The sequence below is a fragment of the Aquidulcibacter paucihalophilus genome (assembly GCF_002105465.1).
Taxonomy (GTDB): domain Bacteria; phylum Pseudomonadota; class Alphaproteobacteria; order Caulobacterales; family Aquidulcibacteraceae; genus Aquidulcibacter; species Aquidulcibacter paucihalophilus.
On record NZ_NCSQ01000022.1, the window covers coordinates 39067 to 60527 of the forward strand.

15 protein-coding genes are annotated in these 21461 nt (G+C 52.5%); 9 read left to right on the plus strand and 6 right to left on the minus strand.

The window, feature by feature from the left end; genetic code table 11:
* The first annotated feature begins 15 nt into the window (after positions 1-15).
* Positions 16-1116, plus strand: a complete 1101-nt coding sequence (locus B7364_RS01665) for an NAD(P)/FAD-dependent oxidoreductase (RefSeq protein WP_085338203.1) — start codon at positions 16-18, stop codon at positions 1114-1116.
* 50 nt (positions 1117-1166) lie between these two features.
* Here the strand turns inward: B7364_RS01665 and ald are convergent, their stop codons facing one another.
* On the minus strand, positions 1167-2252 hold the full coding sequence (ald, locus tag B7364_RS01670; RefSeq protein WP_085338204.1) for an alanine dehydrogenase: 1086 nt from the start codon (positions 2250-2252) through the stop codon (positions 1167-1169).
* Between the two features lie 113 nt (positions 2253-2365).
* Here ald and B7364_RS01675 point away from each other — a divergent pair, with 113 nt between their 5' ends.
* Positions 2366-2836 (plus strand): Lrp/AsnC family transcriptional regulator, encoded by a 471-nt coding sequence (locus B7364_RS01675; RefSeq protein WP_085338205.1) that lies wholly within the window; start codon positions 2366-2368, stop codon positions 2834-2836.
* A 164-nt stretch (positions 2837-3000) separates the two neighbouring features.
* Positions 3001-3714, plus strand: coding sequence for a phosphodiester glycosidase family protein (locus B7364_RS01680; protein ID WP_157893419.1), 714 nt, complete (start codon positions 3001-3003; stop codon positions 3712-3714).
* An 8-nt stretch (positions 3715-3722) separates the two neighbouring features.
* Here B7364_RS01680 and B7364_RS01685 read toward each other — a convergent pair whose 3' ends face one another.
* The 3 genes from B7364_RS01685 to mutS all read right to left on the minus strand — a co-directional run bounded on the left by B7364_RS01685 (position 3723) and on the right by mutS (position 8695).
* Positions 3723-4826, minus strand: a complete 1104-nt coding sequence (locus B7364_RS01685) for a DUF2891 domain-containing protein (RefSeq protein ID WP_085338207.1) — start codon at positions 4824-4826, stop codon at positions 3723-3725.
* A 38-nt stretch (positions 4827-4864) separates the two neighbouring features.
* Positions 4865-5920: a substrate-binding domain-containing protein gene (locus B7364_RS01690; protein ID WP_085338208.1), complete on the minus strand. Its 1056-nt coding sequence runs from the start codon at positions 5918-5920 to the stop codon at positions 4865-4867.
* Positions 5921-6046: 126 nt separating this feature from the next.
* Entirely contained in the window at positions 6047-8695 is a 2649-nt protein-coding gene (gene mutS, locus B7364_RS01695) for a DNA mismatch repair protein MutS (protein ID WP_085338209.1), read from the minus strand.
* A 133-nt stretch (positions 8696-8828) separates the two neighbouring features.
* On the opposite strand from mutS, the gene B7364_RS01700 reads away from it, so the two are divergent.
* Complete coding sequence (locus tag B7364_RS01700) at positions 8829-11114, plus strand: NADP-dependent malic enzyme (protein ID WP_085338210.1); 2286 nt, start codon at positions 8829-8831, stop codon at positions 11112-11114.
* A gap of 9 nt (positions 11115-11123) precedes the next feature.
* Here B7364_RS01700 and B7364_RS01705 read toward each other — a convergent pair whose 3' ends face one another.
* Positions 11124-12242: a hypothetical protein gene (locus tag B7364_RS01705; protein WP_085338211.1), complete on the minus strand. Its 1119-nt coding sequence runs from the start codon at positions 12240-12242 to the stop codon at positions 11124-11126.
* A gap of 553 nt (positions 12243-12795) precedes the next feature.
* Complete coding sequence (locus B7364_RS01710; protein ID WP_332835067.1) at positions 12796-14052, minus strand: pilus assembly protein TadG-related protein; 1257 nt, start codon at positions 14050-14052, stop codon at positions 12796-12798.
* Positions 14053-14385: 333 nt separating this feature from the next.
* On the opposite strand from B7364_RS01710, the gene B7364_RS01715 reads away from it, so the two are divergent.
* From B7364_RS01715 to B7364_RS01735, 5 genes are read left to right on the plus strand one after another with little or no spacing between them, the layout of a single operon-like run.
* Positions 14386-16038, plus strand: coding sequence for an alpha-glucosidase (locus B7364_RS01715; RefSeq protein WP_085338213.1), 1653 nt, complete (start codon positions 14386-14388; stop codon positions 16036-16038).
* Complete coding sequence (locus B7364_RS01720) at positions 16035-16862, plus strand: phytanoyl-CoA dioxygenase family protein (protein WP_085338214.1); 828 nt, start codon at positions 16035-16037, stop codon at positions 16860-16862. The genes B7364_RS01715 and B7364_RS01720 overlap by 4 nt, the downstream gene beginning before the upstream one ends.
* Entirely contained in the window at positions 16856-18004 is a 1149-nt protein-coding gene (locus tag B7364_RS01725; protein WP_085338215.1) for a zinc-binding dehydrogenase, read from the plus strand. The genes B7364_RS01720 and B7364_RS01725 overlap by 7 nt, the downstream gene beginning before the upstream one ends.
* A complete protein-coding gene (locus B7364_RS01730; protein ID WP_085338216.1) occupies positions 17985-18815 on the plus strand; it encodes an alpha/beta hydrolase in 831 nt (276 codons plus the stop codon). Before B7364_RS01725 ends, B7364_RS01730 begins: the two co-directional genes overlap by 20 nt.
* A 40-nt stretch (positions 18816-18855) precedes the next feature.
* Positions 18856-21009, plus strand: a complete 2154-nt coding sequence (locus B7364_RS01735) for a GH92 family glycosyl hydrolase (protein ID WP_157893421.1) — start codon at positions 18856-18858, stop codon at positions 21007-21009.
* Positions 21010-21461 lie beyond the last annotated feature (452 nt).

The following is a 21461-nucleotide window of genomic DNA, read 5'->3' on the forward strand; positions in this document are numbered from 1 at the left end:
TAGGAAATCTACGCCGTGACTGACACAGATGTCATTGTTGTCGGTGCCGGCGCGGTGGGACTAGCGGTTGGCCGCGCGCTTGCTGTCCGCGGTCAAAGTGTCATTGTGCTTGAGAAGAATGGTCGCTTTGGCGAAGAGACTTCAGCGCGCAATTCCGAGGTCATACATGCGGGCATGTACTACCCAACGGGCTCGTTGAAAGCCCGCCTTTGTGTAGCGGGCAAACATGCCATGTACGCCTTCTGTGCTGAGCGTGGGATATCCGCTCGGGCGCTTGGCAAATTGATAGTCGCCCCTTTGGCCTCTGATGTCGCCGCTCTGCAAGTTATCCATGATCGCGGCCACGCCAATGATATTCCGGACTTACAGATTTTGGGCCCTGAAAAGATCAAAGAAATGGAACCCGAGATCGTGGCCCAGGCCGCCATTTGGTCCCCTTCGAGCGGGATTGTAGACAGCCATTCATATATGTTGGCTCTGCTGGGGGTGATCGAAGATCATGGGGGAGCGCTTGCTCGCAATGCACCTTTCTTGGGCGCTACACCGATTTCTGGTGGTTTTGAAGTCCGGGTTGGTGGCGATGAGCCGATGACATTGACAACGCGCAAGCTTATTTTGTCCGCCGGTCTTTGGTCTACCCAAGTTGGTCTTGCGGTGCAGGGCCTTGATCCCGATCTGGTGCCAGATACCAAGTTCGCAAAAGGCAATTACTTTACTTACAACGGTAAGGCCCCCTTTTCGCACCTTATTTATCCAATGCCATCAGCTGGTGGGCTGGGCATTCATGTGACACCGGATATGAGCGGCCATGCCCGTTTTGGCCCGGATGTTCAGCCCGTCGAGACTTTGGATTATCGCGTCGATGAAAGCCGAAAGGCCATCTTTGCCGAGTCGATCCGCGCTTATTGGCCAGGCTTGGATGAAAGCCTGATGCAGCCCGATTACACCGGCATTCGGCCCAAGATCGGCAATGCACTCAATCAGTTTGAGGACTTTCGGATTCTGGATCAAACGAGCCATGGACTTGAAGGCTTGGTTTGCTTGTTCGGGATCGACTCTCCGGGCCTAACCTCTTCCTTCGCGATTGGGGAAGAAGTGGCCACCCGCTTGGCTTGACCTAGCCGATACGGGAGAACCGACTTGGCTCTCCCGATCGAAGGTGCAGTTTAAAGGCCGAGCGCTTCTTTGACGGCTTGGTGCATGATCTGCCCGCCCCGTACATTAAGGCCCAGAGCAAAGCCTGGATCTTCGGCCAAGGCTTGATCGACGCCCTTATTTGCCAAGGCTAACATGTAAGGCGCCGTTACGCCGTTGAGGGCGTAAGTTGAAGTCAAGGGTGCAGCACCAGGCATGTTCGCTACGCAATAATGGACCACGCCATCGACGACGTAGGTAGGTTCTGCATGGGTTGTCGCACGAGAGGTTTCAAAACAACCGCCTTGGTCAATCGAGATGTCAACCAGAACAGATCCATCTTTCATCCGCGACAGCATATCCTTGGTGACAAGCTTGGGAGCCGAAGCACCGGGGATCAAGACAGCACCAATGACTAGGTCCGCTTCGATGCAAGCTTCTTCAACCGCATCCGGGGTCGACATCAAGGTAGTGACCATGCCGCCAAATTGGCGATCAATCGCGACTAAGGCAGCTTTAGACCGGTCAAAAACAGTCACATCCGCGCGCATACCGTGTGCGATTTCGCACGCATTGAGGCCTGCCACGCCGCCGCCCAATATAACGACCTTAGCTGGGGCCACGCCCGGTACGCCGCCCATAAGCTTCCCGAGCCCACCTTGTGGCTTTAGAAGACAATGTGCACCAACTTGGGTCGCCATGCGGCCCGCAACTTCGGACATGGGTGCCAAAAGCGGAAGCCCGCCATCGCGGCCCACAACGGTTTCATAAGCAATTGCGGTGCAGCCCGAGGCCATAAGGGCTTTGGCTTGTTCCGGATCGGGGGCCAAATGGAGATAGGTGAACAGGACATGGTGCGGCCTTAAGCGTGCACACTCGATTGGCTGAGGCTCTTTCACCTTCACGATCATGGTTGCGGCTTCAAAGACAGCGTCGGCGTTGGCGAGAATCTTCGCACCCACTTTTTCATAGGCCTCATTGGAAACACCAATTCCGGCACCAGCATTGGACTCGACGAAGACCTCATGTCCCGCGGAAACGAGTTGGGCGACGGTGCCTGGAGTGGCGCCGACTCGGTTTTCTTGAGGCTTGATTTCCTTGGGCACGCCAATTTTCATGTCTGTCTCCTGTTTTGAACGAAGCTAGCACGCTTCGAATGGCGGTTCCGCGCAAACTTGCCCAAGCTTTCCAGATCTGTTAGCTGAAAGCGCTACGAAAAGGACGTTTAACAATGGAAACCGTTGCACTTGATGATAAGGACCGCGCTTTGCTTCGCCTTTTGCAACGAGACGGGAGGGCGAGTATTGCGGCATTGGCTGACAAAATTGCCTTATCAGAGAGTGCGTGCCGCCGACGACTGGACGTTTTGGAAAAGTCAGGCGTATTGGAAGGATATCGAGCTGAGCTGAATGCAGCAAGTTTGGGCTTTAGTTTAACGGTGTTTGTCTCGATCGCACTCGGTGCTCAGACTGATCGTGACCTTGCAGCATTTGAGAGCGCCGTTCGGGCCGCACCAGAAGTATTGGAATGCTGGCTGATGACGGGGGATTCCGACTATTTGTTGCGGGTCGCAGCCCGCGACGTGGCGGATCTAGAACGCATTCACCGTGAAGTACTTACTCGCCTCCCAAGCGTTGTTAGGGTCAATACGGCACTAGCGATGCGCGCAGTGTCACCCCTGAGAGGATTACCGATACGATGAGGCATGCGAGAAACTATCTGGCCTTAGTCACATCCCTGTTGCTTTCAGCCTGTGCCAGCGGTGCGCCGCTATCATCGGGCAAGCCTTACGATCTGACGCCGCCACAGAATTTAGTGGCAGAGGGTATTTCCTATAGTCAAAGGGCCTGGCCTGGCGCTGTGCCTATGCAAGTTGCAATCGTTGAGATCGACTTGAAGACCCAAGGCCTTTCATTTGCTATTTCTGGCGGCGACCTATCAGACACGTCCGAATACCGATCCAAGACAACATCGACATATCTGCGAGAGTCGGGAGCAGTGGTTGCAATCAACGGCGGCTACTTTGGCCCGGTCGTCGCAGTCGAAGGCCAACCGCAAGACGCCCAAGGTTTTGCGAAGTCCAATGGTCGAGTCGTTTCATCCGCCGCCGCGCCGGAAACAGCTGGGGTCGCCAAAGCTGTTGTGTGCTTTGACCGAAAGCAAGTACAGATTTTGGCAACTTTGGCTTGTCCTGATCACTTTGCCAACGGCCTCGCAGCTGGACCATTACTGGTTCAGGCCGGTGACGTCAAAGTTGATCCAAAGAACTTGACCCGTCACCCCCGCTCCGCTCTCGGCGTGAATGCCACCGGTGACCGGCTTTGGCTCGTGACGATTGACGGTCGGCAAAAGGGATTTAGCGAGGGCGCAAGTTTCGCAGAGACCGCCCTCATTTTACAGGCTTTAGGCGCGGCCAATGCTATCAATCTTGATGGTGGCGGATCCACGACGTTAGTCTATCGCGACCCCGTACTTGGTCCTCGCGTCTTGAATCGACCCATTCAAGGCGGTATTCCGGGTACAGAGAGGCCAGTCGCCACCCATATTGGTATATTCCTCAAAGCCAAACCTAAGGGCTGATACTTGGTTTATTGACCAGCCGTCAGGCCGCGCTGGGTCACCAGATAGGTCGCAAAAGTACCTAACCAATGACCGCCTTCATAATGCTCGCCCGTTACCGCAGGCAATGCGATATCGCGATGGGCCTTGGCTGCAGCGAGCAATGCCAATCTCCGCTTATCTGATGCGGGGAGCCCTGAGGCCATCCCTTCTAGCATCCAAGCACGCGACAAGTTGAGGCCATCGGTATGGGCTAACTTACCGTCGGTTCGGTCGGTCACGATGCCGACAGGCAACCAGTCCGAAGTTCCGGTGTTGGGGATGGTAGGTAATGCGACGCTCAACCATTTGGCGTAGGCTTTCGGTGGCAGTACGCGGCGCATCAAATCTGCTTCGCCCAAACAAGCGGACACAAAATCTTCTCCGCCAGGCTCAAACCGCAAAGGGCAATCCCGGTCATTGCCATAATAGGTCATGGCTCGTTCATCGATCAGGGCCAGAAAGTCCGTATCTTGCACTTCGACCGCCCAGTCGCGGGCAAGGCCCAAAGCAAAGGCGGTTTGGGAATGTTCTCCCACCCGCATCGGGGTTCTAAGCTTTGGTAGCCAGCTTTTGAATTGGCCTGCCGCCCGTTGTTCTAACGGCGCAAAATCAGCGGCCCATGTCGCAACGCTGGCATCTTGCTTTGCCCATTGTCGCAATTCTGCACCCAATTGCAGCATCCAAGCTAAGCCATAGGGGCGCTCAAACCCGGCTCGTCCTGGGGCGTTCATATAGGCAAGCTCAACTTCCAAATTGGCTTTGGTTAGACTCTTCGTCAAAGCTTGACGCGCAGCCGGAGCATAGGATGCCTGAGGGTAAAGTCGCGCTAGGCGTGCCAAAAGCCAATGTCCGTGCACCGATGAATGATGGTCGAAACAACCATAAAACGCAGGTGTCAACTGACTAGGCGTCTTTGCATCTTCAGCCGAATTCAAAACATGAGCGATTTTATTCGGATATTCTGTATGAATGCAGGAAAGGGCAAGGTTGGCAAACTTTGATGTCGCCTCTTCAAAACCTGAAGCGTTAGCAAACATTGAATTCATGGTTGCGAAACATAGGGCAAGGATGGGCAGAAGTGAAAGGCGCATAGATTTGTTTGCAACAACCAATCACGCGAAACAAGACCTTATTTTTCAGGCGCAATCATAGCAGGAAGGGTTTTAGCAATTTGGAAATTCTCAGCACGTTCATCGGGGTGCAGAGGAACCATGCCTCTGCCTCTTAGATAGCCTCGCAGCCCCGCCGCGTGATCCGACAAAAGCTCCATGGCAAATTCTTGTAAACCGGGCACAACACCGACATTGGCCTTCTTCACATAGAAGTACAGTGATCGTGACGCGGCATACTTTCCGTCAATAATCGCCTCTGCGGAGGGCACCACACCATTCAAGGGTGCAGCCTGTAGGCGGTCCATGTTCTCTTCAAAAGATGAGAAGCCGAAAACTCCAAACTGTTCGGGTGAACGCGACAAAGCTTGCACAATCAGACTGTCATTCTCTCCAGAATCCTTCCAAGCGCCATCTTCGCGAAGGGTTAGCGCTTTTTTCTGAAACTCTTTGTCGTCCTTGTCCTTCAGAGCTTTCATCTCTGGGATTTCTTGAGCGCCTTTGGCCATGACGAGCTCGGCAAAAGCGTCTCGCGTGCCGGATGTCGGCGGAGGACCCATCACGTCGATCTTGATAGATGGTAGATTAGGATTGATGTCGTTCCACTTCATATACGGATTTGGAATGAAGGCCTTCTTAACAGGGTCGTAAATCTCTTTTGCCAAAGCTTGGTAAACTTCCTGCTTGGTCAAGGTCACAGGGGTCGCGGCCTTAGAATTCGCGATTACAATCCCATCATAGCCAAGTTTGACCTCTACAATCTCAATCACACCATTCTTCTGACATGTCTCAAACTCACCCTTTTTGATCCGGCGCGAAGCGTTCGAGATGTCTGGGAACCCTGGGCCTAATCCACGACAAAAGATGGCAAAGCCACCACCCGTACCGGTAGATTCTACGCGTGGAGTCTTAAAGCGGCCGCGAGCAGAGAATTGTTCTGCAGCTGCTGCTGAAAAAGGAAACAGTGTCGAAGAGCCCACAACGGTTACGCGGTCTCGCCCACCGTTTTGATCGCAGCCAGATAAGATTAGGGCGCCGATTGCCAGGGTAGTAAGGCTAAAGTGCTTGAAGGTCATATCAACAATCCAAACTGGGCGGCTGCGCGAGAGAGGTGCTTGAGCATTTTATGGTGCGTTAGTCTGCCGATATGACATCCACGCTTCAATATTGTGACAAAATCACGACAATACCGACTTGTTAGGCTAGAGCATCTTTTTCAATGCATAGACAAAGTCCAAGGCCTCACGGGGAGTTAGTTGGTCTGGGTCTAAGTCCATCAAGGCTTTTTCCACGGCATTCGGCACCGCAGAGATTTCAGGCTCCGGGTTGGATGCAGCAAACAATGGCAGGTCATTTAATGCGCTTGGGCCGCCATTGTTTTGGGTTTTCTCCAGCTTAGCCAAAACTGATTTCGCTCGGGCAACCGCACTTGGGGGCAAACCTGCAAGCTTAGCTACCTGTACGCCGTACGAGCGGTCTGCAGCTCCATCGACCACTTCATGCAGAAAGACCAGTTCGCCCTTCCACTCCTTAGCGCGCAGGCTGGCATTGCCACATGCACGCAAACGCTCTGCCAGAGCAGTCAACTCATGATAATGCGTGGCAAATAGCGCGCGGCATTGATTGGACTCATGCAGATGCTCTGCGACTGCCCATGCAATCGCTAAGCCGTCATAAGTCGATGTCCCTCGTCCGATTTCATCGAGAATAACAAACGCGCGGGGGCCAGCGCGGTTCAAAATTGTTGCAGTCTCAACCATTTCGACCATAAACGTTGATCGCCCTTTTGTCAGGTCGTCAGATGCCCCGACCCGGGAAAAAATCCGGTCTACAAGACCCATTTGGAGAGACTCAGCTGGCACAAAACTGCCTGCTTGGGCCAGAATTGCCAATAGCGCGTTCTGCCTGAGATAGGTTGATTTTCCAGCCATGTTGGGGCCGGTAATCAAGGTTAGTCGCGGTGCTTCTGCGCCGCTACCATCAAGATGGCAGGCATTTGCGGTAAAGATCTCTCCTGATTTTCGCAGGGCTGCTTCGACAACTGGGTGCCGCCCCCCGCGAACCGAAAAGCTCAGACCTTCATCCAACAACGGACGCGAGGCGTCTACCTCTACCGCCCACTCGGCAAGCCCCGCGGCTACGTCCAAGGTCGCTAGGGCATCGCCAACATCCCTTAATCCTGCGCTGTGGGCTACCACTTCTGCTAGGGCTTCGTTCCACAGCTCAAGCTCTCGGGCGAGCGCGCGTTCTGACGCCCGTGCGATTTGACCATCCAATTCCATCAGCCTTTGATTCGTAAAGCGAACTGCGCTGGCTGTAGTCTGGCGGTGGATGAAGAGCGCATTGAGCGGCGGGCTCATCAGCGCTTCAGCTTGCTTGGGAGTAGCTTCAATGAAAAATCCCAAGACCGCGTTGTTTCGGATTTTTAGAGGCAGGCCTGATTGCTGCGATACTTCTGCTTGAAGATTCGCAACCACTTGTCTCGCATTCGTCGAAAGCAGGCGAATTTCGTCTAAAACTGGATCAAAGCCTCCTGCGACGAAACCTCCATCACGCGTTAGGAGCCCAGGCTCTGGAATGATCATGGCCATTAGTCTATGCGCCAACGCAGCTAAGGCAGGCTGGTGTATTAGGCTAAGATGCCTCCGTACCAATGCCAGTTCCTCGGGCAAATCAATCGCAAGACGTGCGCTAATTTGAGCCCCTTCAACGAGTGCGATCGCGAGCGCTCTTAAGTCACGTGGCCCGCCTCGGCCCAGTTCAAGTCGAGACAGTGCCCGACTAACATCTGGGATTTGACTTAAGGTTTCGCGTATCTCACGTCGTTGATCGCTGTCGCCGACCAGAAATTCGATCGAGTTTAGACGAGCTTTAATAATAGGCAGATCGAGCAAAGGTCGACAAAGCCGCTCTGCCAGCAGACGGCCACCAGCAGCGGTGCGGGTGCGATCTATTGCGGCAAGCAACGAGCCTTCCCGAGTCCCGCGTTGTGAGCGATCTAGCTCTAAACTTACTCGCGTTGTCGCATCTATTGCCATGATGCCTGAAGTCTCAACCCGCTTGGGGGGCATCAAACGTGGGGCGAGCCCAGCTTGGGTTAAACTGATGTAATCATAGATGAGACCTAACGCGATCAGTTCAGCTTTGCCGAAAGTGCCAAAACCATCCAGTGTCTGAACGCCGAAACCCTGCTCCAAAGCACGCGCCGCCGACTTTGCGTCAGCCGTCTTGGCCGGGCGCGGCGTAACCGAACCTGAAACCGATGCAATGGCTTTTGCGCTGGCTTTGCTTAAATCGCTGTCGACAATTACTAACTCACCAATTGATAAAGCCGAAGCTTCATCGATTAAGCGCTGGACTGGGGCTTCCATCACAGCAAATTCACCAGTCGAAACATCGGCCCAGGCCAAAGCTGCTTCCAGCCCGCCTGCTGCGTATGACAGTGCTGCTAGTCTATTTGCGTGACGCGGGTCCAGCAAAGCATCTTCAGTCAATGTGCCTGGGGTAATGATACGAACCACATCCCGCCGCACTACCGATTTGGAGCCGCGCTTGCGTGCTTCGGCAGCATCTTCGGTTTGATCACAAATCGCGATTTTGAAGCCTTTTTTGACCAATTTTGCGATGTATGCGTCAGCAGAATGGGCCGGAACCCCTGCCATCGCGATATCCTCCCCCAGATGTTGACCCCTCTTGGTCAACGCAATATCGAGCGCTGAAGCTGCGGCTTTGGCATCTTCGAAGAAAAGTTCGTAGAAATCACCCATGCGAAAAAATAGCAAAGCATCGCGATGCTGTTCTTTGGCGGCCAGATACTGCGCCATGACGGGTGTGGTTCCAGAGGGTATCATCAGAAGGGTTTAGCTGCGGATTCTTTTGCTGGCAAAGTGTCAAAGACTGTTTTCAAAGTAGACACACGTTGATCGAACGCTCGGCCCAGTCTAGCAAGGATCAAATAGGACAGCGTAGGACGAAAAACATCTGATGAGCAGTGAGCGCAAGACTTTCACAGACCAAGAGGCTCTCGATTTCCACAGCCTGCCAACGCCGGGTAAGATATCTGTAGTTGCGTCGAAGCCTATGGCAACTCAGCGTGATTTGTCGCTTGCCTATTCTCCCGGCGTTGCGGTGCCTGTGCTGGCGATCTCAAAAGATCCCGACACAGCCTATGACTATACATCAAAGGGCAATTTGGTCGCCGTTATCTCAAATGGTACGGCAATCTTGGGTTTGGGTAATCTCGGCGCGCTGGCATCAAAGCCAGTGATGGAAGGGAAATCCGTCCTCTTTAAACGCTTTGCCGACATTGATTCCATCGACATCGAGCTGGATTCAATGGATTCCGAGGAAATCATCACGACAGTCCGAAATATCTCCTGCACCTTCGGTGGAATTAATCTAGAAGACATAAAAAGTCCTGAGTGCTTTATCATTGAGAGTCGCCTCAAAGAATTATGCGACATTCCGGTCTTTCATGACGACCAACATGGTACCGCCATTATCGCTGCAGCCGGCCTGATTAATGCGTGTGAGATTACGGGGCGTGACTTCAAAGACCTCAAAGTCGTTGTATCTGGCGCTGGCGCTGCTGGCCTATCATGCATTTCCTTGATCAAAACACTGGGCGTGCCACATCAAAATGTCATTGTTTGTGACAGAGATGGCGTTGTCTATCGCGGTCGCGAAAAGGGCATGGATCAGTTCAAGTCAGCGCATGCGGTCGACACCCCGCTTCGGACTTTGGAAGAGGCGATGAGGGGTGCTGACTGTTTCTTGGGCCTATCTGCCAAGGGCGCGGTGAGCCAAGCCATGGTAGCAAGCATGGCTCCAAATCCGATTATTTTTGCCATGGCCAATCCCGATCCTGAAATTCGCCCAGAAGAGATTATGGAAGTTAGATCTGACGCGATCATCGCTACGGGCCGTTCCGACTATGCGAACCAAGTCAACAATGTTTTGGGCTTTCCATATATATTCCGCGGTGCACTCGACGTCCGCGCGAGAACCATTAACGAGGAAATGAAGCTGGCAGCGGCTCGAGCCTTGGCAGAGCTTGCACGCGAGGATGTGCCGGATGAAGTGATGGCCGCTTATCATGGCCGCCAATTAAAGTTCGGTCCAGGCTACATCATTCCGACACCATTTGACCCGCGCTTGATCGCGGCTATCCCACCAGCAGTGGCGCAAGCTGCGATGGACACCGGGGTAGCCCGAAAACCGATTGAGGATATGGGTGCCTATCGAGATCGATTGGCCCAGCGCCTTGATCCTACAGCTTCGTTACTGCAAAGTCTGCAGGAGACAGTTCGTGCCAACCCGAAGACAATTGTGTTCGCAGAGGGCGAAGACCCCGCAGTGATCCGCGCTGCGTATCAATTTGAACAATTGGAAATGGGCAAGGCCATTTTGATTGGCCGCGAAGAACAAGTCCGGCGCAATAAGTCACTGGTGGGTGTGCCTGAAGACTCTGGCCTCCAGATATTCAATGCCCGCCTTTCTGATCGCAACGTTGATTATACAGATTATCTCTATCGCCGTCTGCAGCGTCGTGGGTATTTGTTGCGTGATTGCCAGCGCATGATCAATCAAGATCGAAACGTATTCGCTGCAACAATGGTGGCAATGGGTGATGCAGATGGAATGGTTACAGGGACTACTCGGACGACCGACCAAGCGCTTGGCGAGGTGATGTTGGCGATTGACGCGCCTCCTCGGACTAAGCCAATCGGCCTTTCAGTTTTGATTTCTAAGGGCCGAACCATTTTTGTCGCCGACACCAACGTGACCGAAATGCCGAACGCTGAAGATCTGGCGCGCATTGCGATTCAAGCAGCTGGCGCTGCTAAGCGTTTGGGTTTCGTCCCCCGTGTTGCCTTTGTGGCCTATTCCACGTTTGGTCGCCCTATGGGTGAGCGCTCCGAGAAATGCCGTGAGGCAACAGCTATCTTGGACCGGATGGAAGAAATTGACTTCGAATATGAGGGGGAAATGTCAGTTGGTGTGGCGCTGAGCGCTGACTCACATCGCCTTTATCCTTTCTCGAGGTTGTCAGGTCCTGCCAATGTTTTGGTGATGCCAGCTATTCACTCGGCCCGCATTTCAACAGATCTGGTGGAGTTTTTGGGTGGAGCGACTGTATTGGGACCCATGATTGTTGGCCTGAGGCACCCTGTGCAAATCTGTTCGCTTTCGGCTCCAGTGTCTGAAATTGTGACCTTGGCGACTTTGGCCGCCTATGATGTGAACCCAGTCACACCGAGCAAGCGCTAGGTCGTTAGTTCACCATGGTTGGGAATAGGATTGCCGCGGGGCAAGCCCGGTCTCAAACTCAACCAAAATGTCGCGAAACTCTTCTGCGGTTGGTAAATCGGCTGAGCCGCCCTTAAACCGGTAACCCCAAAAGGACGAGATGTGCGAAATCATGCCCATAGAATGTCCGAGGTCCAAAAAGAATATAGGTGCCTCTAAAAGAAAGCGGCGGAAGGCCGCCGTATTGCCTCGGTGCACAAGGTCTGCAAAAGCATCATCATAGAGGGCCAAGACTCGACTGCAGTTTCGGGCGGCTTCGCGGATCCGTTTTCGGATAGAGGCCTTCAAAGCCCGAATTTCCTCACGCGTTGCAGCGTCATTCCGGCCTGATGGCTTGATATGTTCCATCTCTTGGGTAACCCGGATGAGGCTTTGAATCATTTCAGAGAATTGCCATTTGTAATAAATGAACCCCTTCCAGCTGAAGATGCCTTGGGTGAACTGATCGCCATGCAGACCTAGGGTCTCTCTCAAAGGGTCGAGTCGCGTATCCGCATTCGCAGAAAGAAGGGCATCAGCCAACTTTCCAACCAGACCAGCACTAGTTGCGCCCGCCTTTGTTTGGAACGCCATGCGGATCAGAGGGGCCATCTCAGCATTCGTGAAGCTCTGCATGCGACTTGTGTCAGCAGGAGAGATCGAAAAATAGCAGTCTGCTGGCTGGTGGTGGTTTCTACGCAACTGTTCCCGGACCAAAAATGGATCGAGGGAGGGCAATTCGTTGAGCAAGGATAGCACAAGGAAGTCCTTCTCCAGCTCCAACTCGCGATAACCAACCAAATCGCAAATGGCCTGGCGGAAGCCTTTCTGGTTTACGAATATCGAACGTCCGCCGAGTTCGAGGTCGTCAAAATCCAAAGGAAAAATGATCTTGGTGGCAACCGCAGCGGAGTTCGGCAACAAATACCCTTCGTCTCGTCGAAGCCTATGCTTAACTAAGATCGAACGGTTTAGAAGATCATCGGTAAACAGAGGTGCCTTTTTACGCATTGGATCGTCTGGGTAGCGTTTCGCAACCAGGTTTAGATTCAGCACGCGACTTGTCGAGGCTGAAGTTGCCAAAGCAGCTAGGTTACGAACTCCAGACATAGACCAGCCTGTTCCCAATGCGCAAAAAAGCAAGGACCAAAGTGTTCTCACTAGTAACAGGGGGTGAAGGAGTAACTAAGCCATTCAATAAAATTTTTTGAAAAAGGCCTATTAGGCCAGAAAAAATCACTTTTGTGCAGTCAGAAACAGTCAAAAAATCAATATTCTGGTTAACACGCCAAACACATTGGTCAGAGTGCAGGTCTAAGAGATCGCCTTGTTGGCCATGCCCAGGCCTCTACCGTGGCGGTAGTTCGAATCTTGAAACCACATGGCAGAACTAAATCGCCAACTGGCCGAGCGAGGATTTGCGGTCGACCTTGATTTGGAGCCTAAAGCTCGCTCAGCCCTCGCCGAGCGCATAAGTGCTCACAAATGCACTTCAGGAAGATGCTGCAATCAAGAGGGGAATTGCCAATTCGTTGGATGTGTTGGCAGCATAGCCCGGGTTTGGTTTATCCGTCAGATGCAGACGCACTTGCCTGACACTCCGATGGAACAGCGCCACAACAGTCTTTTGGCGATAATTCTATGACCTTCTTCCGTGGACAGATCATTGGCGCAATCTTGTTCCGTTGCCGTTTAACTTTTTGTCACCCACGCCTATCGGAACCGGAACACCAGATCCCACATAATCTGTATTGATAACAAGCCGGGCATTTCGATCTAAAATTATGTCCTTGGCAACAACGACGCTCCACTTGGAGTCTTCAGCCACAGAACCCGCAGCATTAATCAGCAATTGGGCATTGGGCAAATAAATGGTACCCAGAAGTCTGTCGACGAAGCTGGAGGATATCTCCATGTCTTCCTCATTGTCTCTCGTTGTGACGATCACAAAACCAGCCCAATCACCGGTTGTTCGGCCGGTTAGAGAAATGGTTGAACTTTCTGTCGCGTGGAATGTCTCTTCTTCATCAAAGATCATCACGACATTGTCGCCACGAAGGGTGCCATTTCCTCGAACAGTAAAGTCATAACAAAAATAATGTTCCCCCGGACCTAGGGTTAGAGTGCCGTTCCCCCATACCAAGACGTTTCGCTTGTGCACGCCAGCTGGGAGGGTAACATTCATTGTACCGCTAACGACAAAGTTAACCATTGGTGTGCCAGCACAAGCATTCATCCGCTTGATGCTTCTGCTCCTGAATGGGTCTGCGACGCGTAGCGCGCCATTATTGGCTGCGGGCGTAAAGCCTGTTCCGATCGCGCTTCGCGATGCTTGAATCGTTCCCGCAGTGATCGTTGCCCTGTTTTTGGTTGCCATAGAGCCGTTCGAATGTACTAAGCAGTTATTCGCTTGGACGCCGCTGTTGTTTGATGCACTCAAGCCTACAAGCTCGTCGTCGCCTTCATTCTCTGGGAGGGCCAATATGCAAAGTGGCTGTTGGTTCAGTGCCTCCGCAGTCGCGCTCACTTCGATTCTGAAGCCCCCGGGGGGAACCATATTGCCGAAAAATGAGCCGCGTAGCCCGACTCCGTTAACTTGGAATCCACCATTGGAATTCTGGCTTGCGTTAAAGGTCATGGCTATTCGCGGAGACAAATCAGAGACTTGGTTCATCGCGAACGTTTCCGCAAAGCCATTGGCATTCCGGGCTGAGCCACCAGCAACGGCCAGTTCGCGAGCACCAGCGAGAGCGGCGGCATCGACAGCAGCTTGCATTCTCGCTTTCTCGCTACTAAGCGACACCATCTCAATTGTAATCACTACAATCATGGCCACAGGGACCGCAATAAGGCCGGTTACCACGGCTAAATTGCCGCGATCCCCGCGCCGCCTAGTTCTCTGTCCCCTTGAAAACAACACAGCTGGCCGTTACCTTTACGTAGTAAAGGGTAGATAAGCAGAAACTGGTGTATTAATGGTTTATGCATTGGCCGCGCCAAGTGAAAACCGCCTATCTGAACTGTTATTCACCTCCTTTTGATATTGGAGACAAATTTAAGGCCGTAGGGCCACTTATTCGCTGCATCCAAATATCTTGATTTTCAGTCGCAAGTCTTCCTGAAGAACCAGCGCGGATAACCTACCGGGCCAATGGGTCAAGTTCGCGATAGTTTTTCGCGTGTCTGATGATGGCATTGTTTGTGACGTGCCAGGGGTGAAGTCCCTATGCTGGTCAGGTCACGCTAATTCAGCATGGTCAAAGTAACCGAATTAAACAAAACGATGCAACTTTCTGATGCTAATTGGTGGCGTGGCGCAACGCTATATCAAATCTATCCACGAAGCTTTGCCGATTCAAACGGCGATGGGATTGGCGATTTAAAGGGGGCAACCTCCAAGCTCGACTATGTCGCAGAGCTTGGAGTAGATGGAATCTGGTTGTCTCCATTTTTTGCCTCACCCCAGCGGGACTTTGGCTATGACGTCAGTGACCATTGCGCCATCGATCCTATGTTCGGGAACATGTCAGATTTTGACGCTCTGATCGCCAAAGCGCATTCTCTCGGTCTAAGGGTAATCATCGATCAGGTCTGGTCGCACACGGCGATTGAACATGCGTGGTTTCAGGAAAGCCGTCAAAGTCGCACAAATCCGAGGGCGGATTGGTATGTTTGGGCCGAACCACTGTGTGATGGATCCTGCCCGACGAATTGGCAGAGCTGGATGGGCGGCGGCACATGGACTTGGGAACCCCGTCGCGGCCAATACTATTTGCATAACTTTCTACCCCAGATGCCCGACTTGAATTTTCATTGCCAAGAGGTTCAGGAAGCCATTTTGGATATAGGGCGGTTTTGGCTCGAACGTGGTGTTGATGGCTTCCGGTTGGACACGGTGAACTACTACTTTCACGACAAGCAGCTTCGCAATAATCCGCCAAAGACCGGGGAGAGTCCGGTCACGATGCAGCGGCACATATATAATGTCTGTCAGCCTGAAAATCTGCCTTTCCTGAAGCAAATTCGAGGATTGTTGAACGAGTTTCCAGGTAGCTTTGTCGTTGGTGAAATTGGCTCCGATGACAATCTCGCTCGTATGATTGAATACACGGCCGGATCAGATCATCTACATACCGCCTATTCATTTCAGCTATTGAGCAATCGCGCTGACCCGAGACACTTCACCGAAGCGATGGTACCATGGACTAAAGGGCTAGGCACACTAGCTTGGCCGTCTTGGGCGTTGAGCAATCACGACTGCGAGCGGGTGGCCAGCCGATGGGAGCTCGATGCACCATCAGATCAAGTCGCTCAATTCGCTTTAGCACTCCTCCTTGCTCTGCGTGGCACAATTTTTCTGTATCAAGGGGAGGAGTTAGGACTTACTCAAGCAGAAATCAGATTTGAGGACTTAAAAGATCCACTCGGGATTGCCAATTGGCCTGCTAACAAAGGCCGTGACGGTTGCAGGACTGTTCTGCCGTGGCTCCATGATCAAGCCTTTTTGGGCTTTTCAGACATGAAGCCTTGGTTGCCAGTTATAGAAGGACATAGGGACCATAGCATCAACCTTCAAGCCAAGAATCGAGCCTCGGTATTGGCTTTTGCGAAGCGTGCTATTGGATTACGCCAGTCGAGTGCTGCTTTGCGCCACGGCGATTTCGAAGTACTTCACGAGGATGACTCCTGTCTCATCTTTTCCCGCAGTTATTCTGGTGAAACTTGCCTGGCGGGCTTCAATTTCTCAGGCCAGAGTCAAAAAGTCCCCGCTCCCAAGTCGCTGCTTGAGCAACCGGCTTTGACTGTCGGCAAAGTATCGCTCGACAGGAATGAAATCTTGCTCGGTCCGGTATCGGCCTTTCTGGTCTCTCTTCCCTCGCTATCTAGCCAAGGATTCTGTCCATGAGTCTTGTTCTCAACCCTGATCTCGATCGTCCCTTTGCCCTGAAGCCAGAACAGCTCCAAAAGTTTGAGAAAGACGGCTTCATCCATTTGAAATCGGTAATGTCGCCAGCTGTATTGGCTGAGTATGGTCGCGAGATCACAAAATTGACCATCACGCTCAACACCCAGACTAAACCACTGCAGGAGCGAACGACGTATGATCGCGCCTTCTTACAAGTTATGAATCTGTGGGAACAAAGCGAGCGTGTAAAGGCTTTCCTTCTTGGTAAAACTTTGGGTCGTATCGCTACAGAACTGATGGGTGTACGCGGTGTGCGTCTTTATCATGATCAGTCGCTCTACAAAGAGCCTGGTGGTGGGATCACGCCTGCGCACGCAGATCAGTATTACTGGCCACTTTCAAGTGACCGCACAATTACCGCTTGGATTCCATTACAGGACGTCCCCGCAGAAATGGGTCCGCTTAGTTTTTACGCCGGTAGTCAACATGAAGCATTTGGTCGAGACCTCGGCATTTCCGATGAAAGCGAAGCCGCCATTACAGCGATGATGGAAGCACGTCGCTTCCCGTTAATCCAGAATCCGTATGGGCTTGGCGATGTCAGCTTTCACTTGGGTTGGACGTTCCACAAGGCCGGACCAAATGTCTCCACTAAGCCGCGAAGTGTGATGACCATAATCTACATGGATGTAGACATGGTGCTGCAAAAGCCAACAAACGGTATCCAAGAAGGGGACTGGGTCCAATGGTGTCCGGGCGCACGCATTGGCGAAATCATCCAAACACCAAAAAACCCCATAATCTACGAGCGTGCAACATGCTGAGTTCGAGCCAAACAAGCAGCCGCAAGGGGCTGGCCGCGATTACCGATGGCCGCGGCGGATTTGCTTTGGATTATGTATCTGTCCGGGCGCCAATTGGGGACGAAGTAAGGGTAGCACTTGGTGCCTCCGGTATATGCCATACAGACTACGCTTCTCTATCTTGGGAGGGACCCCTTGTGGCCGGACATGAAGGAGCCGGTTGGGTCGAAGCCGTTGGACCTGATGTTTTTGATTTGGAAATTGGCACTCCTGTTCTGCTGAACTGGGCAATACCTTGTGGTCGCTGCAAGCAATGCGAAACTGGTCACGCCAACATCTGCGAGCGTTCACATGGGGTTGATCCTGAAACCTACGGAACAAGTCGCGCTGGACAAGGGCATACCATTTGGCAGGACCAAGCTATTGAGCGTGCCTTTAATCTTGGCACATTCTCAGAGTTTACCTTGGTTCGCCGGTCGGCTGTAACCCCACTTTTGCCGGAAATTCCTGTCGAGCATGCCTGTATTCTGGGCTGTGGCGTTATGACGGGCGTGGGCTCTGTTCTGAATGTCGCGCAACCAAGTCCCAGCGATACACTCGCAATTGTTGGCTGTGGTGGGGTGGGTCTTTCGGTTGTGCAGGGTGCACGCTTGGCCGGTGTCAGCAAGATTATAGCGATTGACCTTCGGCAGGAAAGCTTGAACCGCGCACGCAAGATGGGGGCCACAGACCTTATCCTTGTCGATCCATTGGACTCCAATCATGATGACCTGGCCGCACAGGTTAAAGCCAAGACAGCGGGACGCGGCGTGGATTTTGCGTTCGAAGCCACAGGTGTTGCAGCGTTAGCATTTTTGCCGTTGAAACTCATTCGCAATGGCGGGATGGCCGTCCAAGTAAGTGGGGCCCATGGGCCAGTTGAGGTCCCAATGCCTATGTTCTGGTGGGATAAGCGGTATGTAACTCCGCTTTATGGCGGCTGCGTCCCTGATCGGGACTTTCCTCGCTTGATGCACTGGGCAGCTGAAGGTACGCTTCATTTATCGACAATGATCTCCAAAACCTATCGTCTCGAAGCTCTTAGTGACGCCATCGACGATATGTTGGCAGGCCGCACTGCAAAGGGTGTCGTTATCTTTGAGAATGGCAGAGCCCATGTTTAGAACTTTTGAGAATGCGGAATTAAAAGCAGATACATTTGGGCTGTCTCATGTCACCGTTAAAAGTAAAGCCTTAGGCAGGCGGGCAGATGTCACAGTTTTTATTCCCGAAGGTCTTGAGGCATGGGCGGACGCTCCAGTTGTTACATTGTTGCATGGTGTTTTCAGTTCTCATTGGGCTTGGGCATTTAAAGGTGAAGCGCACCTGACCGCGCGAGCGCTAATATCGCAGAAATTGATCCCGCCCATGGTGCTCCTTATGCCATCCGATGGTCTTTGGGGGGATGGGTCTGGCTATATTAAGCATGCCGATGCTGATTATGAGAAATGGATTTTAGAGGAAGTTCCAACAATCGCTTACGCACTAACATCGGCCTGCAGTTCTGGCTCGCCCCGATTTTTGGCCGGACTGTCCATGGGTGGCTTTGCGGCCCTTCGCCTTGGCGCCAAATTTCCCAATGCTTATAGGGCTATCAGCGCGCATTCGGCAGTGACTAACGTTGCCCAATTGACCCAGCTGATTGAAGAGGACACCGCCGGGTGGAGTTCTAATCCAAGCGACCAAGACATATTTGCAGCCATGCAATCGGCTCATGTAAAACTACCCTCCATCCGCTTCGATTGTGGCACAGAGGACGCCCTTCTCCCTGCAAACCGAGAACTCCACCATAAAATGGCAAGCCATGGCCTGATACATATCTTTGAGGAACTTTCTGGCGGCCATGATTGGGACTATTGGAAGTCCAACTTGCATCGTACGCTCTTGTTTTTCGCCAAAATAGGCAAAGGGGTGGCTGCAAATGCGAGCACTTAAGCGACTTATCTTTTGGCTGTTTGGATTTGTGACATGGATAATGGTCACGCCAGTCGAGGCGTTAGAGAAGCAGCCATTGAATTATGTAGATCCGTTCATCGGAACAGATGGCACCGGCCATGTCTTTCCAGGCGCGGTCGTACCGTTTGGCATGGTTGCGCCAGGTCCTGATATGGAGGATCGGGGTTGGAGCTACTCAAGTGGCTACCAGTATCAAGGGCGCTCGATCCTTGGTTTTTCCAACACGCATATCAGCGGGGCGGGTATTGGTGAGCTTGGCGACGTTTTGCTCCAGCCCTCATCAGGAACTAGATGGACCCGAAAAACTGTCAATTTTCGTAGTTCCTTCGACAAGGTAACCGAGAAAGCAAGCCCTGGCTATTATGCTGTAACTTTGAAGGATCATGGCGTTCGTGTAGAGCTCACAGTCGGCCAACGCGTCGCAATTCAGCGCTATCGCTTTGACCATTCGGGCAAGGTGCAGGTTCTTCTCGACCTGCAGCACGGTATTTTGTTTGGCGATGGCCCAAGAGTTTTGAAGTCGGAAGTGAAAACGGATGCTGTGCGTGGTGAAATCAGTGGCACTGTTTGGTCCAAAAACTGGGTTGAGCGTGAGGCATCCTTTATTGTACGTTTTAGCCGGCCGATTTCGAATGTCATAACTTTGCCAACCCGCCCTGGAGACCAAGCCCCGCGCTTGATTCTGGAGTTTGACCTTAGACAGAGTAGAACTTTAGAGGCGCGCATTGCCCTGTCGACTGTGGATGTGGCTGGGGCCCGTGCCAATCTTGCTGCTTTTGGGCAGCCACGTTTTGACGTTGTCGTGCAGTCTGCTCGTAGCCAGTGGAGCACCTTGCTGCAGAGAATTGAGATCGAAGGCAGCGATAGGGAGAAACGAATCTTCTATTCTGCCCTTTATCGAACCTTGATCCATCCAAGCGATATTGCTGATGTGGACGGACGGGTACGAGGTCCGACCGGCCAAATCATCAATGCAAAAACGGGGCACTACTATAGCACTATGTCTCTCTGGGACACGTTCCGAGGTGTCCATCCCCTGTTTACCTTGATCGTACCCGAACGCGTCGATGGAATGATTCAGACTATGATTGAGCATCATCGTGCCCAAGGCTATTTGCCTCTTTGGACTGCCTGGGGACGCGAGACTTGGACCATGATCGGCAATCCAGCATTGCCTGTTATCGCTGATGCGGTGGCAAAGGGGTTTCAAGGCTTTGATAAGACCGAAGCGCTAGCGGCGATGATTGCTACCTCAACTGATCCGCGACCTGGTGCACCCGCATGGGCACAACGTGACTGGCGGGCTTACGAAGAGTTTGGCTATCTGCCTTATGATCTGAATGAGGGTGAAGCAGTTTCAAAGACACTAGAATACGGTATTGGTGACGACGCAGTGGCGCGTGTCGCGAGGCATTTAGGCAGGCATGAAATAGCTCAAAGATTTGAGGTCCGGGCCGCCGGTTATCGCCATTTATTCGATCCATCAACGCAAACAATGCGCGCTCGTAACAAGGCGGGTGGCTGGCGAACCCCTTTTGATCCTTTGGTGCCCACTTCGCCTATGAATAATCCAGGCGATTATACAGAGGCCAATGCATGGCAGTACACAGCCACCCCAGCACTTCATGATGTAGAGGGCTTCCGTGCGCTAGTTGGTGGATCAAGTGGCTTATCGCGTTGGTTGGATCAGTTTTTTTCCTTGCCATCGCTCGGCGATAACAAACACCTGGGCCAAGAGGCGCTCATCGGACAATATGCGCATGGTAATGAGCCAAGCCACCATATTGCTTGGTTGTACGCCTATAGTGACTCACCTGAGCGCGGCTACAAGATGATCGAGCGGATTGCCCGAACTTTTTACTCGGACCGTCCAGACGGCATTATTGGTAACGATGATTGTGGGCAGATGAGCGCATGGTATGTCTTTGCAACTTTGGGCTTCTATCCGGTTGAAGCTGCGAGTGGGCGATTCACCTTGGGGCGCCCTCTTGCGCCCAAAGCAACGCTTCACTTGGCTAACGGAACGGTTCTATTGGTTGAGCGGTTGGATATGCAGGATGTGGAGTTAAACGGGCGTGCTATCTCTGAACCAACCATTGACTACAAGAGCCTAATGGCTGGGGGCAGGCTGAAGTTTCCCCATTTCAACGCTCAAAAGCCGAAAGCTAACTGAGAAGGCGCTGATGCCAAGGTAAGTAGAAGGAGAACGCATTGACGTGGGCTCAAATAGAGGCTCAACGCTCCGTGGATTGGGAATGAGAAGGTGACTGACCTGGCCAGTATTTTCCAAGGCTGAACTGCGATCAAGTTTGGATCTAAGGCAAGGCGCATCATGTCTCGCCGGCTCCGATAGCGCATAAGGCCAACTAGGGTCCAACCTGGATCTGCTGGCGTATTCCATGCATAAACATGCCAGCAAACTTTCCGCCCCACGATGGCAGGGTGGCGGCCACACACCAACAGCACAGGTATGAAGCGCTCTAGGTAGCGCTTAAGAAGCGCAGTGCCACGAACTCTTTGAACCGTCCTCGGATCCTCTACTTCTCCCATTTCAACCTTGACAAGATTGAGCATCAGAAACTTAGTACCCATTCGCCGAGGGCCACATACCGGTGAGGTATGAAC